The organism is Streptomyces sp. JJ36 (genome assembly GCF_021696945.1).
Lineage (GTDB): Bacteria > Actinomycetota > Actinomycetes > Streptomycetales > Streptomycetaceae > Streptomyces.
Genome location: NZ_JACYHE010000013.1, coordinates 95,139 through 114,969 on the forward strand (window position 1 = coordinate 95,139; position 19,831 = coordinate 114,969).

General features: G+C 69.4%; 15 protein-coding genes and 3 pseudogenes. 9 read left to right on the forward strand and 9 right to left on the reverse strand.

The window, feature by feature from the left end; genetic code table 11:
• Positions 1–10 precede the first annotated feature (10 nt).
• Both HOY81_RS08065 and HOY81_RS08070 read left to right on the forward strand, forming a co-directional pair.
• Positions 11–295 carry a YggT family protein gene (locus HOY81_RS08065; RefSeq protein WP_237319546.1) on the forward strand — a complete coding sequence of 95 codons (285 nt, stop codon included), beginning with the start codon at positions 11–13 and terminating at the stop codon, positions 293–295.
• Positions 296–347: 52 nt separating this feature from the next.
• On the forward strand, positions 348–1,511 hold the full coding sequence (locus HOY81_RS08070) for a DivIVA domain-containing protein (RefSeq protein WP_237319547.1): 1,164 nt from the start codon (positions 348–350) through the stop codon (positions 1,509–1,511).
• Between the two features lie 399 nt (positions 1,512–1,910).
• Here HOY81_RS08070 and ileS read toward each other — a convergent pair whose 3' ends face one another.
• Positions 1,911–5,057 (reverse strand): isoleucine--tRNA ligase, encoded by a 3,147-nt coding sequence (gene ileS / locus HOY81_RS08075; protein ID WP_237319548.1) that lies wholly within the window; start codon positions 5,055–5,057, stop codon positions 1,911–1,913.
• A gap of 812 nt (positions 5,058–5,869) precedes the next feature.
• Entirely contained in the window at positions 5,870–6,748 is an 879-nt protein-coding gene (locus tag HOY81_RS08080; protein ID WP_237319549.1) for a hypothetical protein, read from the reverse strand.
• Between the two features lies 1 nt (position 6,749).
• Between HOY81_RS08080 and HOY81_RS27665 the strand changes: the two genes are divergently transcribed.
• Positions 6,750–7,223 (forward strand): TraR/DksA C4-type zinc finger protein, encoded by a 474-nt coding sequence (locus HOY81_RS27665; protein ID WP_237319550.1) that lies wholly within the window; start codon positions 6,750–6,752, stop codon positions 7,221–7,223.
• Between the two features lie 43 nt (positions 7,224–7,266).
• A complete protein-coding gene (lspA, locus tag HOY81_RS08090) occupies positions 7,267–7,869 on the forward strand; it encodes a signal peptidase II (RefSeq protein WP_237319560.1) in 603 nt (200 codons plus the stop codon).
• An 87-nt stretch (positions 7,870–7,956) separates the two neighbouring features.
• Here lspA and HOY81_RS08095 read toward each other — a convergent pair whose 3' ends face one another.
• Positions 7,957–9,318, reverse strand: a complete 1,362-nt coding sequence (locus HOY81_RS08095; RefSeq protein WP_237319551.1) for a peptidase M6 — start codon at positions 9,316–9,318, stop codon at positions 7,957–7,959.
• A 147-nt stretch (positions 9,319–9,465) separates the two neighbouring features.
• Here HOY81_RS08095 and HOY81_RS08100 point away from each other — a divergent pair, with 147 nt between their 5' ends.
• Positions 9,466–10,407: an RluA family pseudouridine synthase gene (locus HOY81_RS08100; RefSeq protein ID WP_237319552.1), complete on the forward strand. Its 942-nt coding sequence runs from the start codon at positions 9,466–9,468 to the stop codon at positions 10,405–10,407.
• A gap of 163 nt (positions 10,408–10,570) precedes the next feature.
• Here the strand turns inward: HOY81_RS08100 and HOY81_RS08105 are convergent, their stop codons facing one another.
• The gene (locus HOY81_RS08105; RefSeq protein WP_237319553.1) at positions 10,571–10,819 is read right to left on the reverse strand and encodes a hypothetical protein; all 249 of its coding nucleotides are present in this window, start codon (positions 10,817–10,819) and stop codon (positions 10,571–10,573) included.
• A gap of 363 nt (positions 10,820–11,182) precedes the next feature.
• Here HOY81_RS08105 and HOY81_RS08110 point away from each other — a divergent pair, with 363 nt between their 5' ends.
• Positions 11,183–11,446, forward strand: a complete 264-nt coding sequence (locus HOY81_RS08110) for a GntR family transcriptional regulator (RefSeq protein ID WP_237319554.1) — start codon at positions 11,183–11,185, stop codon at positions 11,444–11,446.
• A gap of 141 nt (positions 11,447–11,587) precedes the next feature.
• Here the strand turns inward: HOY81_RS08110 and HOY81_RS08115 are convergent.
• The 3 genes and pseudogenes from HOY81_RS08115 to HOY81_RS08125 form a co-directional block, all read right to left on the reverse strand.
• Positions 11,588–12,410: pseudogene (locus HOY81_RS08115) on the reverse strand (IS5 family transposase).
• 36 nt (positions 12,411–12,446) lie between these two features.
• Positions 12,447–14,216: an ATP-dependent helicase gene (locus HOY81_RS08120; protein WP_237319555.1), complete on the reverse strand. Its 1,770-nt coding sequence runs from the start codon at positions 14,214–14,216 to the stop codon at positions 12,447–12,449.
• Between the two features lie 3 nt (positions 14,217–14,219).
• Positions 14,220–16,361 (reverse strand): ATP-dependent endonuclease, encoded by a 2,142-nt coding sequence (locus HOY81_RS08125; RefSeq protein ID WP_306423455.1) that lies wholly within the window; start codon positions 16,359–16,361, stop codon positions 14,220–14,222.
• Between HOY81_RS08125 and HOY81_RS08130 the strand changes: the two are divergent.
• Positions 16,320–16,667: pseudogene (locus tag HOY81_RS08130) on the forward strand (ATP-binding protein); the annotation flags it as partial. The gene HOY81_RS08125 and the pseudogene HOY81_RS08130 sit on opposite strands and share 42 nt — an antisense overlap.
• A 16-nt stretch (positions 16,668–16,683) precedes the next feature.
• Positions 16,684–16,888, forward strand: a pseudogene (locus HOY81_RS08135) (transposase); the annotation flags it as partial.
• A 193-nt stretch (positions 16,889–17,081) separates the two neighbouring features.
• On the opposite strand, the gene HOY81_RS08140 reads toward HOY81_RS08135, so the two are convergent.
• Positions 17,082–18,194 (reverse strand): mechanosensitive ion channel family protein, encoded by a 1,113-nt coding sequence (locus tag HOY81_RS08140; protein ID WP_237319562.1) that lies wholly within the window; start codon positions 18,192–18,194, stop codon positions 17,082–17,084.
• A gap of 100 nt (positions 18,195–18,294) precedes the next feature.
• Between HOY81_RS08140 and HOY81_RS08145 the strand changes: the two genes are divergently transcribed.
• The gene (locus HOY81_RS08145; protein ID WP_237319556.1) at positions 18,295–18,882 is read left to right on the forward strand and encodes a dienelactone hydrolase family protein; all 588 of its coding nucleotides are present in this window, start codon (positions 18,295–18,297) and stop codon (positions 18,880–18,882) included.
• 13 nt (positions 18,883–18,895) lie between these two features.
• On the opposite strand, the gene HOY81_RS08150 is transcribed toward HOY81_RS08145, so the two are convergent.
• A complete protein-coding gene (locus HOY81_RS08150) occupies positions 18,896–19,606 on the reverse strand; it encodes a hypothetical protein (RefSeq protein WP_237319557.1) in 711 nt (236 codons plus the stop codon).
• Positions 19,607–19,831 lie beyond the last annotated feature (225 nt).

Here is a 19,831-nt window from a genome sequence, read left to right on the forward strand (position 1 = left end):
GCGCAGCGAGATGGCCATCGCACAGCAGGTGATCTACATCGCGTTGTGGTGCTTCATGCTCGTGTTGATCTTCCGACTCGTGATGGACTACGTCTTCCAGTTCGCCCGCTCGTGGCAACCCGGCAAGGCGATGGTGGTCATCCTGGAGGCCACCTACACTGTCACCGATCCGCCACTCAAGCTTCTGCGGCGGTTCATTCCGCCGCTGCGCTTCGGGGGCGTGGCGCTCGACCTGTCCTTCTTCGTACTCATGATCATCGTCTACATCCTGATCAGCGTCGTGGCCGGGCTGTGAACGATTCCAATGGTCTTGCCGATATGCCGACGACTTACGTTGAGGTGAAGAGATGCCACTGACCCCCGAGGACGTGCGGAACAAGCAGTTCACGACCGTCCGCCTCCGAGAAGGCTATGACGAGGACGAGGTCGATGCCTTCCTCGACGAGGTCGAAGCCGAGCTGACCCGTCTCCTCCGGGAGAACGAGGACCTGCGGGCGAAGCTCGCGGCCGCGACGCGCGCTGCCGCTCAGAGCCAGCAGCAACAGCAGCAGGGCGGCGGCATGCGCAAGCCCGAGGGCCAGGAGCAACAGCAGCAGCAGCAGCGGCCGGGCGGTGCACCCGTGCCCGCCGCCATATCCGGACCGCAGCCGGTGCCGCCGCAACAGCAGCAGGGGATGGGCGGACCCCCCCAGCTGCCGGGCGGACAGCCGCAGCTGCCTGCCGGTCCCGGAGGTCCGCAGCAGGGCCATGGCCCCCAGGGCGGCCCGATGGGCGGCCACGGTGGTCCGCAGGGCGGCCCGATGGGCGGCCCCGGACACGGTGGTCCGCAGCTTCCCGGTGGCGGGCAGAACAACGACAGCGCCGCACGCGTGCTGTCGCTGGCCCAGCAGACCGCGGACCAGGCGATCGCGGAGGCCCGCAGCGAGGCCAACAAGATCGTCGGTGAGGCCCGCAGCCGTGCCGAGGGCCTGGAGCGGGACGCCCGCGCCAAGGCCGACGCGCTGGAGCGGGACGCGCAGGAGAAGCACCGGGTCGCCATGGGTTCCCTGGAGTCCGCGCGCGCCACGCTGGAGCGCAAGGTCGAGGACCTGCGCGGCTTCGAGCGCGAGTACCGCACCCGCCTGAAGTCGTACCTGGAGAGCCAGCTCCGCCAGCTCGAGAACCAGGCCGACGACTCCCTGGCGCCCCCGCGGACCCCCGCCACGGCGTCGCTGCCGCCCTCCCCCTCGATGGCGTCGGCCGGCGCCCCGTCGGGCGGCGGCACCATGGGCGGACACCAGTCGATGGGCGGTGGCCAGTCCATGGGCGGCGGCCAGCCGATGGGCGGTCACGGCGGCCCCGGCGGGCACACCCAGGGCGGTGGCCAGAGCTACGGTGGCGGCCAGCAGCAGATGTCCCCGGCGATGACCCAGCCGATGGCTCCGGTCCGGCCCCAGGGCGGTCCGCAGCAGCAGGTGCAGCAGGCCCCCTCGCCGATGCGGGGCTTCCTGATCGACGAGGACGACAACTGACCGCCTGAGGGCGGCACACACGGCACCCACGGCCGCGGGCCGGACGGAGCACCGCTCCTGTCCGGCCCGCGGCCGTTCCCGTGCGCCCGGTGGCGGGAACGGCCGGCAGCTGGGCTGCCGGAGACCGCCGTGCCGTGCCGGCCGTCCGGGGCGACCGCGCGGGGCGGTGCGGCCCCGCGGTCACATCGGCGGCGGCAGCCCGTGCCCCGCCGGTACCGCCGTCCTCCCGCTCCCGCGGCGGGGACGGGAACCACCGCCCCGGGAGCAGCGCCCCCGGGGGACCAGCGGCTCTGGAGCGCCACCCCGGGGAGCATCGCCCCGGGGACTGCCACCCCGGGGAGCACCGCCCCGGGGACCACCGTCCCGGGAGCAGCGCCCCGGGACCGCTCCGGAGGAGGGTCAGGCCTTCCGCAGGCGGAAGGAGAGCCCCAGCGCCTCGTCCGTCACCGGCTCGCCGTACGCCGCGTCGGCCTCGCCCTCCGCGAAGTCCGTCGCCAGCACCTCCTCCGCGATCAGCCCGGAGTGGTCCGTCAGCGCCTGCCGCACGTCCGCGTCGGTGGCCGTCCAGCGCAGCGCGATGCGGTCCGCCACGTCCAGCCCGGAGTTCTTCCGCGCCTCCTGGATGAGCCGGATCGCGTCCCGGGCCAGGCCGGCCCGGCGCAGCTCGGGGGTGATCTCCAGGTCCAGGGCCACCGTGGCACCCGAGTCCGAGGCCACGGACCAGCCCTCCCGCGGCGTCTCCGTGATGATGACCTCGTCCGGGGAGAGCGTGACGCTCTCCCCGTCCACCTCGATGGTGGCGGCGCCCTGGCGCAGGGCAAGTGACAACTCCGCCGCGTCCGCGTCCGCGATCGCCTTCGCCACGGCCTGCGTGCCCTTGCCGAAGCGCCGGCCGAGCGCCCGGAAGTTCCCCTTGGCCGAGGTGTCGACGAGCGAGCCGCCGACCTCGGAGAGCGAGGCCACCTCGTTGACGTTCAGCTCCTCGGCGATCTGCCGGCGCAGGTCCGGCGAGAGGGTGGAGAAGCCCTGTGCCGCGACGAGCGCGCGGGAGAGCGGCTGCCGGGTCTTCATCCCGGACTCCGCGCGGGTCGCGCGCCCCAGTTCCACCAGCCTGCGCACCAGCAGCATGTCACCGGAGAGCTCCGGGTCGATCGCCTCCAGATCGGCCTCCGGCCACCGCGCCAGGTGCACGGAGTCCGGGGCGTCCGGGTCCACCGGGACGACCAGGTCCTGCCAGACCCGCTCGGTGATGAAGGGGACCAGGGGCGCCATGAGCCGGGTGACCGTCTCCAGCGTGTCGTGCAGGGTGCGCAGCGCCGCCGCGTCGCCTTGCCAGAAGCGGCGACGGGAGCGCCGCACGTACCAGTTGGAGAGGTCGTCCACGAAGGTGGAGAGCAGCTTGCCCGCGCGCTGCGTGTCGTAGTTGTCCATCGCCACGGTGACCTGGTCGGTCAGTGCGTGCAGCTCGCTCAGCAGCCACCGGTCCAGCAGCGGCCGGTCCTCCGGTGCCGGGTCGGACGGGCCGGGCGCCCAGGCGGAGGTGCGGGCGTAGAGCGCCTGGAAGGCCACGGTGTTCCAGTAGGTCAGCAGGGTCTTGCGGACCACCTCCTGGATGGTGCCGTGGCCCACCCGCCGGGCCGCCCAGGGGGAGCCGCCGGCCGCCATGAACCAGCGCACCGCGTCGGCGCCGTGCCGGTCCATCAGTGCGATGGGTTCCAGGATGTTGCCCAGGTGCTTGGACATCTTCCGGCCGTCCTCGGCCAGGATGTGGCCGAGGCAGACGACGTTCTGGTAGCTGGAGCGGTCGAAGACCAGGGTGCCCACGGCCATCAGCGTGTAGAACCAGCCGCGGGTCTGGTCGATGGCCTCGGAGATGAACTGCGCCGGATAGCGCTTCTCGAAGAGTTCCTTGTTGCGGTACGGGTAGCCCCACTGCGCGAACGGCATCGAGCCGGAGTCGTACCAGGCGTCGATCACCTCGGGTACGCGCGTGGCCGTCTCCCGGCAGGTCGGGCAGGGGAATACCACCTCGTCGATGTAGGGCCGGTGCGGGTCCAGGGACGACTGGTCGGTCCCGGTCAGCTCGCTCAGCTCGGTCAGCGAGCCCACGCAGGTCAGGTGGTCCTGCGGGCAGCGCCAGACCGGCAGCGGCGTGCCCCAGTAGCGGTTGCGGGAGAGCGCCCAGTCGATGTTGTTGTTCAGCCAGTCGCCGTAGCGGCCGTGCTTGACCGAGTCCGGGTACCAGTGGGTGTTCTCGTTCTCCCGGAGCAGGGCGTCCTTGATCTCGGTGGTGCGGATGTACCAGGACGGCTGCGCGTAGTAGAGCAGCGCGGTGTGGCAGCGCCAGCAGTGCGGGTAGCTGTGCTCGTACGCCACGTGCCGGAAGAGCCTGCCGCGCTCCTCCAGGTCCGCCACCAGCGCCTCGTCGGCCTTCTTGAAGAACCGGCCGCCGACCAGCTCCAGCTCCGGCTCGAAGGTGCCGTCCGGCAGCACCGGGTTCACCACCGGGAGGCCGTAGCGCCGGCAGGTGAGCAGGTCGTCCTCACCGAAGGCGGGCGCCTGGTGGACCAGGCCGGTGCCGTCCTCGGTGGTGACGTAGTCGGCGTTCACCACGAAGTGCGCGTCCGGGATCTCCACCAGCGAGAAGGGCCGCTCGTAGGTCCAGCGCTCCAGCTCCGCGCCGGTGAAGGAGCGGCCGGTGGCCGTCCAGCCCTCGCCCAGCGCCTTCTCCAGCAGCGGCTCGGCCACCAGGAGCTGCTCGTTGCCGTCCGTGGCGACGACGTACGTCACCTCCGGGTGTGCGGCGACCGCGGTGTTGGACACCAGGGTCCACGGCGTCGTGGTCCAGACCAGCAGGGACGCCTCGCCCGCCAGCGGGCCGGAGGTCAGCGGGAAGCGCACATAGACCGAGGGGTCGACCACGGTCTCGTACCCCTGGGCCAGCTCGTGGTCCGACAGCCCCGTCCCGCACCGTGGGCACCAGGGGGCGACCCGGTGGTCCTGGACCAGCAGGCCCTTCCGGAAGATCTCCTTCAGCGACCACCACACGGACTCGATGTACTCCGGGTCCATGGTGCGGTACGCGTCGTCCATGTCCACCCAGTAGCCCATCCGGGTGGTGAGCTCGGCGAACGCGTCGGTGTGCCGGGTCACGGACTCGCGGCACTGCGCGTTGAACTCCGCGATGCCGTAGTTCTCGATGTCCTTCTTGCCGCTGAAGCCGAGCTCCTTCTCCACCGCCAGCTCGACCGGCAGCCCGTGGCAGTCCCAGCCCGCCTTGCGGGCGACGTGGTACCCGCGCATGGTGCGGAACCGCGGGAACACGTCCTTGAAGACCCGGGCCTCGATGTGGTGCGCGCCGGGCATGCCGTTCGCGGTGGGCGGACCCTCGTAGAACACCCATTCGGGTCGGCCCTCGGACTGCTCCAGGCTGCGGGCGAAGACCTTGTGCTCGCGCCAGAAGTCGAGCACGGCGTGCTCGAGCGCGGGCAGGTCGACCTGGGCGGGCACCTGGCGGTACAGCGGCTTGGCCTGCGACTGACTCATCGGGTCGTCTTCCTCCGGCGGACACGTGTGCTTCCGTCGGAGGGACGAGAGGAACCGCCTCACCGGCGGACTCCCGCGGTACCACCCTCCTTGGCGGCGGAGACCGCCGCCCCCTCATTGGGGTCGCGCTGCCGGTTCTACTCGCCCGCCGTCACGGCCGGGCTTTCCTCCGGCGGCTCCGGGGTGATCTTCACGTCGCGCTCGCCCCCGGGCTCCCACCGTCCCCGGGTCGCTCTCGGCTGCGTACGGCGCTACTCGTCCCCATCCACGCCTGTCGCTTCCCCCAGTGTACGGGCCGCGGAGGACCGCGCCGACCGGTTTTCAGGGCCCAGGGCTGGGCACAACGCCTTCGCGAGGCATACCGACGCCCCGCGAAGGCCGCCTCCCGGGGCGGACGAAGATCGCGAAGGGACCGGCGCGCCCCGTTGCCGCGTACGAGGAGTCGATTTATCGTTCCGGTCACGATTCGCGAGCAAGATCACAATATGTGAAGGGGTCGCGGCCATGGTGGTGAGAAGGACCGCCGCGCAGAAGACGGCAGCCGCGAGGAAGGCTGCGCCGGCGAAGACCGCGGCCCAGCCGACGACCACGGCGAAGGCCGCGAAGACGGCCGGGCGGAACGCCGCGAAGACCGCTGCCGAGAGCACCACGAAGAGCACCGCGAAAGGCACCGCGAAGGGCACCGCGAAGGGCACCAGGAAGAAGGCGCAGGGCGCGTCGGCGCAGGGGAGGACGGCACCGGCCGACCGGAGCGCCGGACGGGCGGCGACCGCCCGGAGGAGCGCCGCTGACCGCGGGCCCACGGCCACCGGTCACGCGCCGCAGGAGCGCCGCGAGGTGACGGACGCCGCCGCGGCCGCGCGTCCCGCCGGACACGAGGAGCGCACGCGGGACACCGGGACCACCGGCGACCCCGGAGGCACCCCGGAGAAGCGGGCCGCGACGCGGAGGACGACCGCCGAGCGGGCGGCGACGAAGAAGACGACGAAGAAGACGACGGCGAAGCGGGCGGTCGCCGAGAAGGCGCCGGCGCGGCAGGCGGCCGTGGCCAGGGCCACGAAGAAGCCCCCTCCCGCGGAGACCGCCGCCGGAATGGCGGACGCCCGCAAGGCCACGGCGAAGCAGGCCGCACGGGCCAGGCGGGCGGCCTCGGAGCAGGCCGCCGGCGACCCGGCCGCGGAGTCCGGGGAGACGCCCCCGGGTCGGTCCGCGGGGAGGAAGACAGCCATGAGGAAGACGGCGGGGGCGGCCGCGGGTGCGGAGCGGGCCCCCGCGAAGACCGCTGCGCGGAAGACGGCGGCCGAGAGGGCCGCCGGGAAGACGGGGAAGAAGGCGGCGGGGAAGAAGAAGGCCGCGGAGGAGGCCCCGGCGGAGACCGCTGCCGGCGAGGCGGTGGCTGGTGCGGAGGCTCCGGCGAAGAGGACCCCGGCGAGGAAGGCCGCGGCCGGGAAGGCCCCGGCGAGGAAGCCCGCGGGGAAGACGGCGCCGGCGAAGAAGGCCGCCGCGAAGAGGGCCGCGGCGAAGAAGACCCCGGCGAGGAAGGCCGCTGCGGAGCGGCCCGCCCCCGCCGCAGGAACCGGGACCGCCGAAGAAGGCGTCCCGGCGAGGAAGGTGTCGACGCCCGAACGGGCGTCTACCTCACGGAAGCGCGCGACACAGACAACTGCCGCCCAGAAGACGGGAGCCGACAAGGTGGCTGCGAAGAAGACTCCGGCGGCGAAGGCCGCGGCGGTGCCGACCGCCCGTACGGCCCGTACGGCCCCCGCGACGCCCGAGGAACTCCCGGTACGCCCGGGTGAGGACCCGTGGACCGAGGAGGAGGTGACCGAGGCGCGCACCGGGCTGCAGGAGGAGGCCGGCCGCATCGAAGCCGAGCTCCTGGCCTCCGAGGAGGCGCTCAACGGGCTGATGCGGGACTCCGGGGGCGGTGCGGGCGACGACGACGCCGACACCGGCACCAAGAACATCACGCGCGAGCACGAGATGGCGCTCGCGGCCAACGCCCGGGAGATGCTCTACCAGACCGAGCGCGCCCTGGAGCGGCTGGAGGCCGGTACCTACGGGCTCTGCGAGAGCTGCGGGAAGCCCATCGGGAAGGCCCGGATGCAGGCCTTCCCGCGGGCGACCCTGTGCGTGGAGTGCAAGCAGAAGCAGGAGCGGCGTTGACCGGACGCGAACGCGTGTGTCGTACCCTCATCACGTGACAGAGGTGGAGCGGGCCATCGAGACCCCGGACGAGGACGTGGCCGCGACGGACCGATCGGGTGAGCCGGACGGACGGGAGTCGCCGGGTTCCGGCGGCCCGGAGGAGCGGCCCGCGGACCGCGGCAGGCGCCGGATCCCGGTGCTCGTCGCGGTCGCGGCGTTCGCCTACGTGCTCGACCTGATCACCAAGGTGATCGTGGTCGAGAAGCTGGAGAACGAAGCGACGATCGATGTCGTCGGTGACCTGCTCCGGCTGGAGGTGGTGCGCAACAAGGGCGCGGCCTTCGGTTTCGGGGAGGCGCTGACGGTGGTCCTCACGGTGATCGCGGTCGTGGTGATCGTGGTGATCGCCCGGATCGCGCGCAAGCTCTACAGCACGCCGTGGGCCATCGCGCTGGGTCTCCTGCTGGGCGGGGCCTTCGGGAACCTCACCGACCGGATCTTCCGCTCGCCCGGCGTCTTCCAGGGCGCCGTGGTCGACTTCATCGCGCCGACCCACTTCGCCGTGTTCAACCTCGCCGACTCGGCGATCGTCTGCGGCGGCATCCTGATCGTGCTGCTGTCGTTCCGCGGGCTGGACCCGGACGGCACCGTCCACCGGGACTGACCCCGCGACCGGGCTGCCGCGCCCACCACGCCGCGGAGCCGGCGCCGTCCGGACGCCCGCGCCAGGCCCGGTCGCGGGCGGTGGCCGTCAGTGCGGCCGGTGCACCCCGTACACCCCGGGTCCCCGGTGCAGCCCGGGGCCCGGGACCGGTGCCGCGGGGGCGTCCGAGGAGGCCGTAGCGTCCGGCGTGCCCGTGGCGTCCGGGTCGTCCGGGGTGAGCGCGGGCTTGGTGATGCGCACCCGGTGGCTCCCGTCGTCCTCGCGCCCGGTGACGCCGATCCGCACCCCGTTCGCGAAGGTGTGGCTCTCGTCCACGCCGAACGGCGCGTCGCCGAGCTCGGCCAGTTCGGCGGGGGAGCGGCTGGCGCAGGCCGTGCCGCCCTTGCTGTGCGGGGCGGAGTCCACCACGCGCACCGGGCCGCGGCCGGTCGGGACCGACGAGTCGACGGTGTAGACGAGCACGCCCTCGGTACAGATGTCCTTGTCCAGGCCGGTCCGGGTACGGGTCTCCGCCACCACGGCGCTGGTGGGGCCGGTCTTGACCACGGCGATGTTCGCCCCCGGCGCGCCGATCGGCCGCAGGGTGTGGCTGCTGGTACCGGCCGGCACGCAGGCGACCTGCTCGTCCGCCAGCCAGCCGAACTTCCACTTGTGCCAGCCGATCAGGTCCGATATCCCCGCCATGCTCATGGTGTCCCAGCCCCCGGCGTACTCGACCGAGGCGCCGTTCCGGGAGTTGTAGAGGTCCGGCAGCCCGTAGAGGTGATTGGCCTCGTGGACGAAGTTGCCGCGCTGCCAGGTCGCCGAGTCGTTGCCGCGGCCGAAGACCAGCGCCGCCGCCCGGATCCTGTGGTCGCCCGCCCGCAGGTTCTCGAAGACGTTCGCCTGCGAGACGGTGGGCCGGGCCGGGACGTTCTCGTCGGCGACGACGTAGACGAAGTCGCTGTCCCCGAAGTCCGTGCCCCGGGCGCGCGCCGCGTCGATCGCGTCCTGGACGTACGCCTGCATCGTCGCGGAGCTGATGCCGCGCTTGACGCCGTACGCCGTCCAGGGCTTCGGCATCCGTATCCACTCCGGCGTGGGCACCAGCTCCAGGTCGTACGTGCCGTAGGAGGCGAGGTCCAGGTATCTGTCGCCGTAGGCGGCGAAGAAGTCCGCGCGTTCCCGGGCGTTCCCGGTGGCGGGGATGTCCGGGAAGTCGACCATGATCATGGTCGCCTTGCGGTGTCCGGTGGGACGGATGTAGTCGGGGCTCATCGGCCCTTCCCCGAAGCCCTCCGCGGCGGCGATGGCGCACGGTCCGGTGATGTCCAGCGCGGCGGCGTCCCTTCCCCCGTCCGGCATCAGGGAGAGTCCCACGGCGGTCAGCGCGGTCGCGGTGGTGACGGCGAGTGTGCGGTTGCCGGGTATACGGTTGCCACCGGGCACGGCGGGCGTGCGGGGGGACATGCGGGACTCCCTCCGACGGGGATCGCGTACGTAGTCACACGGTCACGTCGGGCTGTCGGACCCGCATGCGGAGGTGCGCCGCGCGGGTGAGACCGGCGGGGGGCGGGCGGTACGGGGCCGAACGGGCGGTCCGGCATACTCGACCGGGTGAGTACGCTTCCCGAGATCCGCACCCTGCCCGTACCGGACGGCCTGGAGGGCGAGCGCGTCGACGCCGCTCTCGCCCGCATGTTCGGCTTCTCCCGCACGAAGGCCGCGGAGCTGGCGGCCGGCGGGAAGGTGCGGCTGGACGGCACGTCGGCCGGAAAGTCCGACCGGGTCAGCGGCGGGGCCTGGCTGGAGGTGGAGATGCCCGCGCCGGCCGCCCCGGTGCAGGTGGTGGCCGAGCCGGTGGAGGGCATGGAGATCGTGCACGACGACGAGCACGTGGTCGTGGTGATGAAGCCGGTCGGGGTCGCCGCCCACCCCAGCCCCGGCTGGTCCGGGCCCACGGTGATCGGCGGACTGGCGGCCGCCGGCTACGCCCTCACCACCTCCGGCGCCGCCGAGCGGCAGGGCATCGTGCACCGGCTGGACGTGGGCACCTCGGGGCTGATGGCCGTGGCCAAGTCCGAGCGCGCCTACACGCTGCTCAAGCAGCAGTTCCGGGAGCGCACGGTCGACAAGCGCTACCACGCGCTGGTGCAGGGCCACCCCGACCCGCTCAGCGGCACCATCGACGCCCCCATCGGGCGGCATCCGCAGCACGACTACAAGTGGGCGGTCACCGCCGACGGGAAGCCCTCCGTCACCCACTACGACGTGATCGAGGCGTTCCGGGCGGCCAGCCTGCTCGACGTCAAGCTGGAGACCGGGCGCACCCACCAGATCCGGGTGCACATGGCCGCGCACCGCCACCCCTGTGTGGGGGACCTCACCTACGGCGCCGACCCCACCCTGGCCCGGCGGCTCGGGCTGCATCGTCAGTGGCTGCACGCCGTCCGGCTCGGCTTCACCCACCCCGCCGACGGGAGCTGGGTGGAGTACGAGAGCGACTACCCGGAGGACCTGCGGCACGCCCTGGACACCGTCCGGGCGGAGAGCGCCTAGTTCCACGGGGGCGTAGGTGGCCCGAGGTGGCGGAGGCTCGCTCGCTGTGTGGTGCGCGAGCGGCCTGCTCAGCGGGGAGGTCACGCCCGGTTGCAGCGTGTGAGTACTCCGGGGTCCCCGCAGCGAAGCCCCCCGTCGGCATCGACGGGGGGCGTCCGTGGGGCTACTCCTCCGGTGCTCCCGCCAGGGGGAGCAGGTCACCCAGTGACGCGGCCAGTTGCCGCGCCACGAAGCGGAGTTCGTCGGCCGTCAGGTTCGGGTCCGCCATCGTCGTTCGGGCGAAGCCGAGCACCTGTGCGGCGTTGTGGACCAGGGTCGCGTCGTCGGGGTCGGCCTCGGTGATCAGCACTGCGCTCCCGCTGGACGTGAGTGCTACCACCTTCGCGGTGGATGCGTGCTCCTGCTCCGTCATGGGGCACCTCCGGTGGTGGCCACCACGTATGGCCGGACCAGGGCGGTCGCGTCTCCGTCGAACGGCTCGGGCCATGGGGGCTGCGGGCGCGTGGCGGGAAGAACCAGGGTTGAGCTGTCGGGCTGGGAGGGGTGGACGGGTGCCGCGTCTCGGCGGCGGCTTCCCGTGGGCGGCAGTAGCCAGCCCAGGAGCGCACGGATAGCCTTCGTCATGTCGGCGTGCTCCAATCACGTCGGCCACAGCCCGGGACGGTTGCCCCCGTCGCCGGGCCTTCTCGCGCCTCGAATAGTAGCGCCTTGTATCGCTACGTATCTAGACGTATCTGCTGATGCTCACTCGTAAGAGCACGTACAGGCTTGCCCTATGGGACCAGACGACGAAATCGACCACGGCGCGCCCCTCACGCCGTATCGACAGCTTGCCGAGATCCTGCGTGCCCAGATCCGGCGCGGCGACTGGCAGCCGGGCCGTGCGATCCCGAGTGAGACACAGTTGGTGCAGCGCTACGGCCTGGCACGTTCGACCGTACGCAGGGCGCTTGCCGTCCTGATTGAAGACGGCGAGGTCTTCACCGTCCCGCAACGCGGGACCTTCGTCTCCTCCCAGGGCGAAGCTTCCGCCGACTGACCCTCTGGACTGTCTCCCTTGGGCCGCCCCGCCGGGTGCCGGCAAGACGATGCTCGACTGCGGGTGCGTTTCAGCCCAGCCTACGCCCAGCTCGTAGGCCGATACCACCGTTCGTTCTCTCCTGACGACTTAGACCGTGTCTCACGTGGTGAGTTTCGCCAGCTTCTTGTAGCAGGTCAGGACCGCTGCGAGGCCGAGGAAGGCCAGGAAGTGGCTGCCTCTTCGCTCGTACCGGGTGGTCAGACGGCGGTACCCGAAGAGCCAGGAGATCGAGCGTTCGATCTTCCAGCGTTGCCGGCCGAGGCGCTCGCTGGACTCGATGCCGGGCCGGGCAGTGCGTGGGACGATGTTCCGCTTCCGCAGTCACTTCACGTGCTCGGTTGAGTAGTACGCCTTGTCGGCGTGGAGCCTGCCAGGGCGCCGTCTGCGGGGGTCACGTCGGGACCGGACGGCGGGCATGCCCACGATGAGCGGCAGGAGCGCCTGGCTGTCGTGGACGTTGGCGCCGGAGACGCCGAGCGTGAGAGTAAGCCCTGGGCGTCGGACAGCACGTGAAGCTTGCTGCCCTTCTTGCCCCGGTCGACCGGATTGCGCCCGGACAGTGATCCCCCTTTTTCGCACGGACGGAGGCCGTGTCTACGATCGCCGAGGTCCAGTCCACCTCACCGCGGGAGCCGGGCTCGTCCAGCACGGCCTGGTGCAACCGCCGCCACAGCCCGTCCTTGAGTCCATGCGGCGAAGCGGCGGTGTGCGGTCGAGACACCGAATGTCTCCGGTAGGTGTCGCCAGGCGCAGCCGCTCGTCGACACGTACACCACACAACCGTGGAGACCGCCCGCTCATCAACCGGCGCCGTCCCACCGCCCTGCGGGCGGGGGGAGAACGACGGCAACAACGGCGCGGCCAGCGCCCAGAGTTCATCAGGAACCAACCGCTGCGACAGATCAACACCATGCCACGGCATCCTGCGGCATCAAGACGACGCCACGTGAGGCAAGCGCTAAGGCCGCTCGTGAGGAACACCCTTAGCGACAAGGAGAGCAGCAACCCGATCCACGTGGTTGGTATGAACGGCGAGCATCAAAAGCTCTTCTGCTCTGGAACCGGCGACGTACAAGACGCGTCGTGCCTCAGCGTCCTGACCACGTTCCCAAGCGTCCAGCACTTCTTCGGTGGCCTTGCTCTTCGGTGCCTCGGGAATGATGAGCACCACACCACGGAATCCCAGACCCTTCACTCCATGCACGGTCGCATAACGGACCACAGGGCCGTCTTGCAGATCTGTGACGCTGTCCCAGGTCTTCTCTGTGGGCGCCTTGTAGAGATTGCTGATGTCCTGCGCCTTGGGCGGCGTGGCGGCGCCCCAGTCCGCGTTGTTCAAAAAGTCGCGAACCTCAGCCGCAAAGGAGGTCCGATTTTTTCCTGTGGCATTCAAGGCTACAGTCAATCGAACGGCAAACTCACGCAGCCACCGTGGGTCGATCCCGAGCTCTTCGCGGATAAGCTCGTAGCTCTTGTGGCCCGTGTCTTTCCCGTAGGTAAGTAGCTTCAAGACGGAGCGCTCAACCTTTTCAAGCATCTTAAGGCGAGTACGAGCATCGAAGTCTGCTGCCCTTAGCTTGAACCCCGCGTCAGCGATTTCGAGAACTTTGCTACTGGTGCTCTCGGCATCTGTTACTCCAGCAGCTCTCATGCTGTGTGCTTCAGCGTGCGATAGAAGCATCAAGTCACTGGCATCGAGCTTGTGCTTCTCCGCGATGCGGAGAGCCGCAGGCGCAATCTCGTCAAGATTAGAGAACTCAAGCAAATGTACCGGCGTCGAGAGGGTAGCGTGCTTGCCGCTTGATGACTCGACAAGGTTGCCCGAGCGCAGTCCATTATTGAAGGCAGAGATGGCCGGCGAACTACGGAAGTTACCTCGCAGCTCTAGTTGAATAGGTAGGTCTTCCGCGAACGCTTGGACCGCATGAGGCGTTGCGCTGCGGAACTCGTAGATGGACTGATCTATGTCGCCTACCATGATGACGCGAATTCCGCATTCGCGCAAAAATCCCAGCACAAGCAGCTCTTCTTCGCCACAGTCCTGGGCTTCGTCGACGATAACCTCGGCGAAGCGGGCCGCAATGAGTGGTGCGATAACCTTACGTGCCCTGGGATCGCGAACCCAGATACAAGCGAGGATTCTCCCGGCTTCGCAAGTAACAGTTCCTTCCCTGATGAGCTTCCCGAAACGGTCTGACGCTTGGTCCTCCGCCTGCACCCTCAAGGACATGAGCGTTTCAGTCGCCGTTTTGCCGAAGCGAGACGGAACTCTGACAAGGCTCGCACGACCGTTAAGGTCAAAGTCAAACCAACCCATTTGAATGGGTTCAGATCCCGGGATGAGATCGCGTCTTTGACTGTAGTCGTACATACGGAAGGTGCCGCTTGGTGCATCTTTCCAAGACTGAACGTATCGCGGAGGCTTCTTGTAGTGCTTGGTGAAGAGCGGTGTAACTATGAAGCGATGGAGGAAGGAGTCAAAGGTCCCCACGAAGTTTGGTGCTTTGAGGGCTTCAGTATCACCTCCGCAGCGGCGACGGACCTCGTCGACCGCTGCGTTAGTGAAGGAGATCAGTCCGATTCCTTTGCGTGGTTCTTCCGCAGTGCGCTTCACAAACCGCGTCACCATTGCATGGGTTTTCCCAGCGCCAGGGCACGCGACAGCAAACAGGCTGTCCGAAGCATCAACGAGGGCCCGCTGGTCCTCCGTCAGGTCGATCGTGCTCAAGCCCTAACCATCCGTTCCACTCTCTAGCACGCCACGGATGGCTTCAGCTAGATATTCCGGTGCCTCAAATTCTTCGCCATCTTCAATGGCGAGTGCGACGTCATGAGCGAACTCGCCCTTGCTGATGAACTTGTCGTACTTGCAAAGCTTTTGATAGAAGCCGAAGGAGGAACCCTTCTCGTGCTCCAGGATGTCTGTCCAGTGATGTTCTGACTGCTTGTGTTGTTTTAGGTACGCCCTTTTAAGGACCGGTTCGTTTTTCTCTGGGCCGAGCAGGTCAGCTTCGAGGGTGTGGGGAGCTTCGGCGACAACGAGGTATTCAGCAGCCCCAATCGACTCGGCGTGCCTTAGAAGCTGCTCTTTGCGGTTGCTGACTTTGGTTCGGTTGGCTGCCCGATCATCGTTCCCATTACTTACCTCTGCGGCAGATTTCCCACTCCCTTTTTCCTGCTCGCCAGATGCCTCCCCCTCTTCCTTCTCTTTCTTCGGAAGCTCCGGGTCTGGATCCCGGTCGGTAACGACCGTCAGTTTGTCCAGGAGGCGACATTCATTGACAGATGAAAGGAGAAGAGTGATGTAAGGTGCGAAGTCGACACTGCCAACGTTGACTATGGTGACCCCATGAAAGGCGCGATGTTGCTTGACGTGGTCGCCATTTTTACCATCACTGAATACGCAGTAGCGGGCGACCACTGGAAGGAGAACTGCTTCAGCGATTCCCTCGACCAAAATGACACGACGCGCAAACAAGAGGGCGGCACGTGTTGCGTCCAAGTACTGATTGATTTTGCGTCGCTCATCGGGAGTTAGGTTGAGCTGTGCGAGTGGCAATGCTTGCGTCTTGCGACGATCAACGTTTTTCTCGTTGCCTTCGTCGTCCTTTTCCTGCTCCGTCTCTACTTTCGTGCGAAGTGCGACGACGTTTTCAAGCCCAACGCTGCTCGCTAGGTTTGGTGAGTGTGTGGTGGCGATTACCTGGATCCTGCCCGCGGGCCCCTTCGAGTCGTCTTTGGGTGACGCCTCGGACTGCTCACGCAAGTACTCAAGAAGCACAGCCTGCAACTGTGGATGCAAGTGGGCCTCGGGCTCTTCAACAAGGAAGAGCGTTAGTTCGAAATCTCGGGCTTTACGCAACTCTAAAATGACGGTCGCGATGAAAAGCAGGTTCGCATACCCAAGACCTGACTCGATGAGGTTGGCGGGCTCGATTCCATTCTCGGCCATTTTGACCCGCAGACTACGAGTCAGCCGACTCAGTTCGTAGTCCGCAAATGTCACTTCCACACTCTGGCCGCGTACAGAGTCGGTGAGCTTGCCTAGATGATCCTGAATCTCGTCTTTGGCGACGGTGAGAACCCCGTGGTCCTTCAGAGCCTTGAAGGACTTATTGGCGCTCTTAACAAAATCTTCCTGCTGCTCGTCAGTAGTGAGGTGCTGAATGACCCTCAGAAGACGCTGACTGTCCGACGAGTCCAACTCTCTCTGTGCATCGCGCAATGGAGCGAGATAGACATGCGCAATCTGATCGCGCTTGTTGGATTCTGCCTCCGGACCACCGACTGGGCCAGCGGTGACGCTCGGGCGCATTTGATTGCGAGCAGGGTCCTTCTTGTAGGTCGTCGTATAGATGGCCCGGTTCGAGTCAATGTCGAGAGCGGTGATGTAGTGCGCCCGCTGTGCCTCTGTCAGCCCGTTGTAGAAGGCTTGAAACTCGGCTTCTTTGCTTTTCCTTCCATGCGACAGGTCGGACTCCTCAAACCACCTGGTGGCACGGCGATTTAGCGGCGCAGTCGCAAGCCTTAGCGACTCGATCACATTTGACTTGCCCGAGTTATTCTCACCCACGAGAAGTGTGATGCCTGGTTGAAACTCGACCTCAGTGTCATAGCAAGATCGGAAGTTCTTGATGCGGAGACTCCGCAAGTGCATTCCAGGCTCTACGTTCTCGCCGCCCATAGTTAAATCCCCGTGCATCGCATATCTACATTCTAGAACAAAAGCCCCCATAGCGTCATGTGTCACACAAGGAAGCCCTGTGCACCATGCCACACAACTCCCTGGCTGCGCAGGTGAACTGATGGGTAGTACGCGGACGCTGGCGCGCGGGTGCTGGACGCGATGCGGCAGCCCCTGGAGTCGGGCCATGTGGTGGTCGCGCGGGCGGGCGGCATGGTCCGGATGCCCACCCGGTTCCTGCTGGTCCTGGCGGCCAACCCGTGCCCCTGCGGACGGCACGGCGTACGGGGCGGGTGGTGCGAGTGCCGGCCGGCCTCCGTCCGCAGGTACCGGGCGCGGCTTTGCGGGCTGCTGCTGGACCGGGTCGATCTCCGGGTGACCGTGGAGCCGCTGACCCGCTCTGAGCTGACCGCTCTCGGGGGCGCCGGGGAGTCCAGTGCCACGGTAGCGGAGCGGGTCCGGACGGCCCGGGAGTGGGCCGCAACCCGCTTCGCCGACCCCGCTGACCACCCTGGTCCGCCTCGCCAAGCTCCGCTGGCGCATCGAGCACAACTACCGGGAGATGAAGCAGGCCTGGGCTTGGCCCATTTCGAAGGCCCACCTGGCGAGGCTGGCACCACCACGTCACCCTCGTCGCTGTCGCGCACGCCCTCTGCACCCTGCAGCGACAGGCCCGGCCCCCAAGAGACGCGGCGTCGGCCCGAGCCTCTACCTAGTCGTCCGCGAGTTTCAGGCCCTCCTCGCGCTCTGGGCCGGCGCCTGCCCCACCTGCCACCGCGACATACCCACCCCAATACGCACCTGACCCAGCACTACTAGTCGTTCCGTGCCCGCAGCCGCAGCCGCAGCCGCAGCCTGGCCACCGGCCCGGGCGGGGAGGACCGGCCGCGCCCGGCGGCCGGTCCCCGGTCAGCCCGCGCCGTCCTGCGGCAGCGGCTCGGCCGTGCCGGGGATCTCCGGCGGCCCGGCCGGCCGCGGCACCCGGGGTGCGACGGCGGCGGGGGCTGTGGCGACCCGGGGCAGGGCGTAGGGGTGCTCCCGCTGGATCCAGGTCAGCAGCTCCTCCCGTACGCCGCACTGGAGCGTCCACCAGTCGTCGGTGTTGGCCGCCGACATCGCGGCCCGCACCTCGATGGTGGTGGGGGTGGTGCCGGTGACCACCAGGGACCAGCTCCGCCGGTCCCAGTCGTCGCGGTCCTCCAGCACCTCACGCAGCCGCTCCCGCAGCGCCTGCACCGGGGTGGCGTGGTCGAGGTGGAGATAGACGGTGCAGGTGACCTGCGGCCCGCCGCGCGACCAGTTCTCGTAGGGCTTGCTGTTGAAGTACGACACCGGCATCGTCAGCCGCCGGTCGTCCCAGATCCGTACGGTCAGGAAGGCCAGCGAGATCTCCTCGACCGTGCCCCACTCGCCGTCCACCACCACCGTGTCGCCGATCTTCACGGAGGAGCCGAAGGCGATCTGCAGCCCCGCGAAGAGGTTGCCCAGCATCGACTGCGCGGCGACACCGGCCACGATGCCGATCACGCCGGCGGAGGCCAGCATCGAGGCGCCCAGGGTGCGCAGGTCCGGAAAGAGGATCAGGATGGCGATCGCCGCCGCGATGGTGGCCAGCACGAAGGTCACCACCCGGCGGACCATGGTGAGCTGGGTGCGGAAGCGGCGGACCCGGGCCGGGTCGCGCGTGGTCGCCGCGAAGCGGGCCAGCGAGGTCTCCGCTATGGCCGTCGCGATACGCACCGCCAGCCAGACCAGCGAGCCGACGGTGACCAGCGCCAGCAGGTTCTTGATCAGGACTTCCTTCCCGGTCTCCAGCCCCGACCAGTCGTAGGAGGCCTGCAGCGCGCCGGAGGCGAGCACGACCTGGAGCGGGACCTGGCAGTTGCGCAGCAGGCCCCACAGCGGTGTCTCGGGATGCCGGCGGTCCGCGCCGTGCAGGACCCGGTCGACCAGCCAGCCGACAGCCAGCGTCAGGGCGACCGTGCCGCCGATCACCACCAGCGGACGCAGTACGTGCTCCATCCCCTCCAGCTCCTTCCGGCCGGACATGGTCCACGGTGTCCGAAGCTAACTGGCAGGATGAGCGGGTAGGAAATCGCAACCGTGTGGGAAGAGACACCCCGTGGCCACTGTCGTGCTGTTCCATTCCGCCTACGGCCTGCGCCCCGCCGTGCAGCAGGCCGCCGACCGGATGCGGGAGGCGGGTCACACGGTGCATGTGCCGGACCTCTACGAGGGACGGTCGGCCGGCACGGTCGAGGAGGGCATGGCCCTGCACGACGAGATCGGCCGGGACGAGCTGCTGATGCGCGCGATCACGGCCACCGCACCCCACTCCGAGCACGGCCTCGTCTACGCCGGCCTGTCGCTGGGCGGTGCCGTCGCGCAGACCCTCGCCCTCGGCGACACCCGGGCCCGCGGCCTGCTGCTCTTCCACGGCACCTCCGACATCGCGGAGGACGCGTCGGTCGACGAGCTGCCGGTGCAGCTCCATGTGGCCGACCCGGACCCGTTCGAGCCGCACGACTGGCTGAACGCCTGGTACCTGCGGATGCAGCGGGCGGGTGCCGAGGTCGAGGTGCACCGCTATCCCGGCGCCGGGCACCTCTACACCGACCCCGGCCTGGACGACCACGACGCGGAGGCCGCCGAGCTGACCTGGCGCACCGCCCTGGGCTTCCTGGACGAACTCACGCCTCGCGGCGCCTGAGGCGCCCGGCCGGTCAGTCGGGGCGGGTGCAGCGGCCGGTGCCGGTGCCGGCTCCCGGGGCGCAGAGGTAGACCCGGTCCGTACGGTCGTCGCTCAGGAAGCGGCCGACGCACCGGTCCGCGGAGGTCAGCCCCCGCGCCGCGCACCAGTCGGCCGCCGCGTGGCCGTCCGCGAAGCCCGAGCTGTCCCCGGTGTCCGGACCGGGCCGGTAGAACATCCAGTACCCCGGCCGCAGTGCGGCGAAGTCGTCGCTGTCCACCCAGCGCACCCCGGTGATGCTGCGGCTCAGTTCGGCGTGCTGCCGGCTCCGGGCCGCCACCCCGTCGGACTTCGGCACCGAGGCGAGCTGCGCCACCCAGATCTCCCCGGGCGCCGGGTCCGGCAGTGACGGCGCGGAGCCGGGCGGCCGGGGCGCGCTCGCGGTCGGGGAGCCCGGGCCGGAGGCGGCCGGCGAGCCCGGCGGAGTGGCCGCCGGGCTCGGCGAGGTGCCGGGGGAGGCGTCATCCTCCGGCGGGCCGCCCGTACGGGGATCCGCCGTGTCGCGTGTGCCGTCCGCCGCGTCCGCACCGGGGTCCCCGGCCGCGCCGGAGGGACCGCCGTCCGGCCGGGTCAGCAGGAAGGCGCCGCCCGCGAGCAGCGCCACGGCGAGCACCGCCGCGCCGGCGAGCAGCGCGCCGCGCCGGCGCGTACGCCGGGGGCCGTCCCCGGAGGGCGCCGGGCTCACCGGTGCGGTGACGGCAGTGGGGGAGGGCGGAGGGAGAGCGGCGCCGGGGCGCGTGGGGGCGTACGCCGCGGGAGGTGCAGGAGGCGCGGGAGGACGCGCGGGCGGATGCGCCGGCGCGCCCGGCGTCCGCGGGTCGTTCGGCGTGCCCGCGCCGCCGCCGGACCGCCCCGCTGCTCCGGCCGCCGTCGGGGGCGTCCCGGGCGCCGGTGGCGCGGCCGGGGGCGC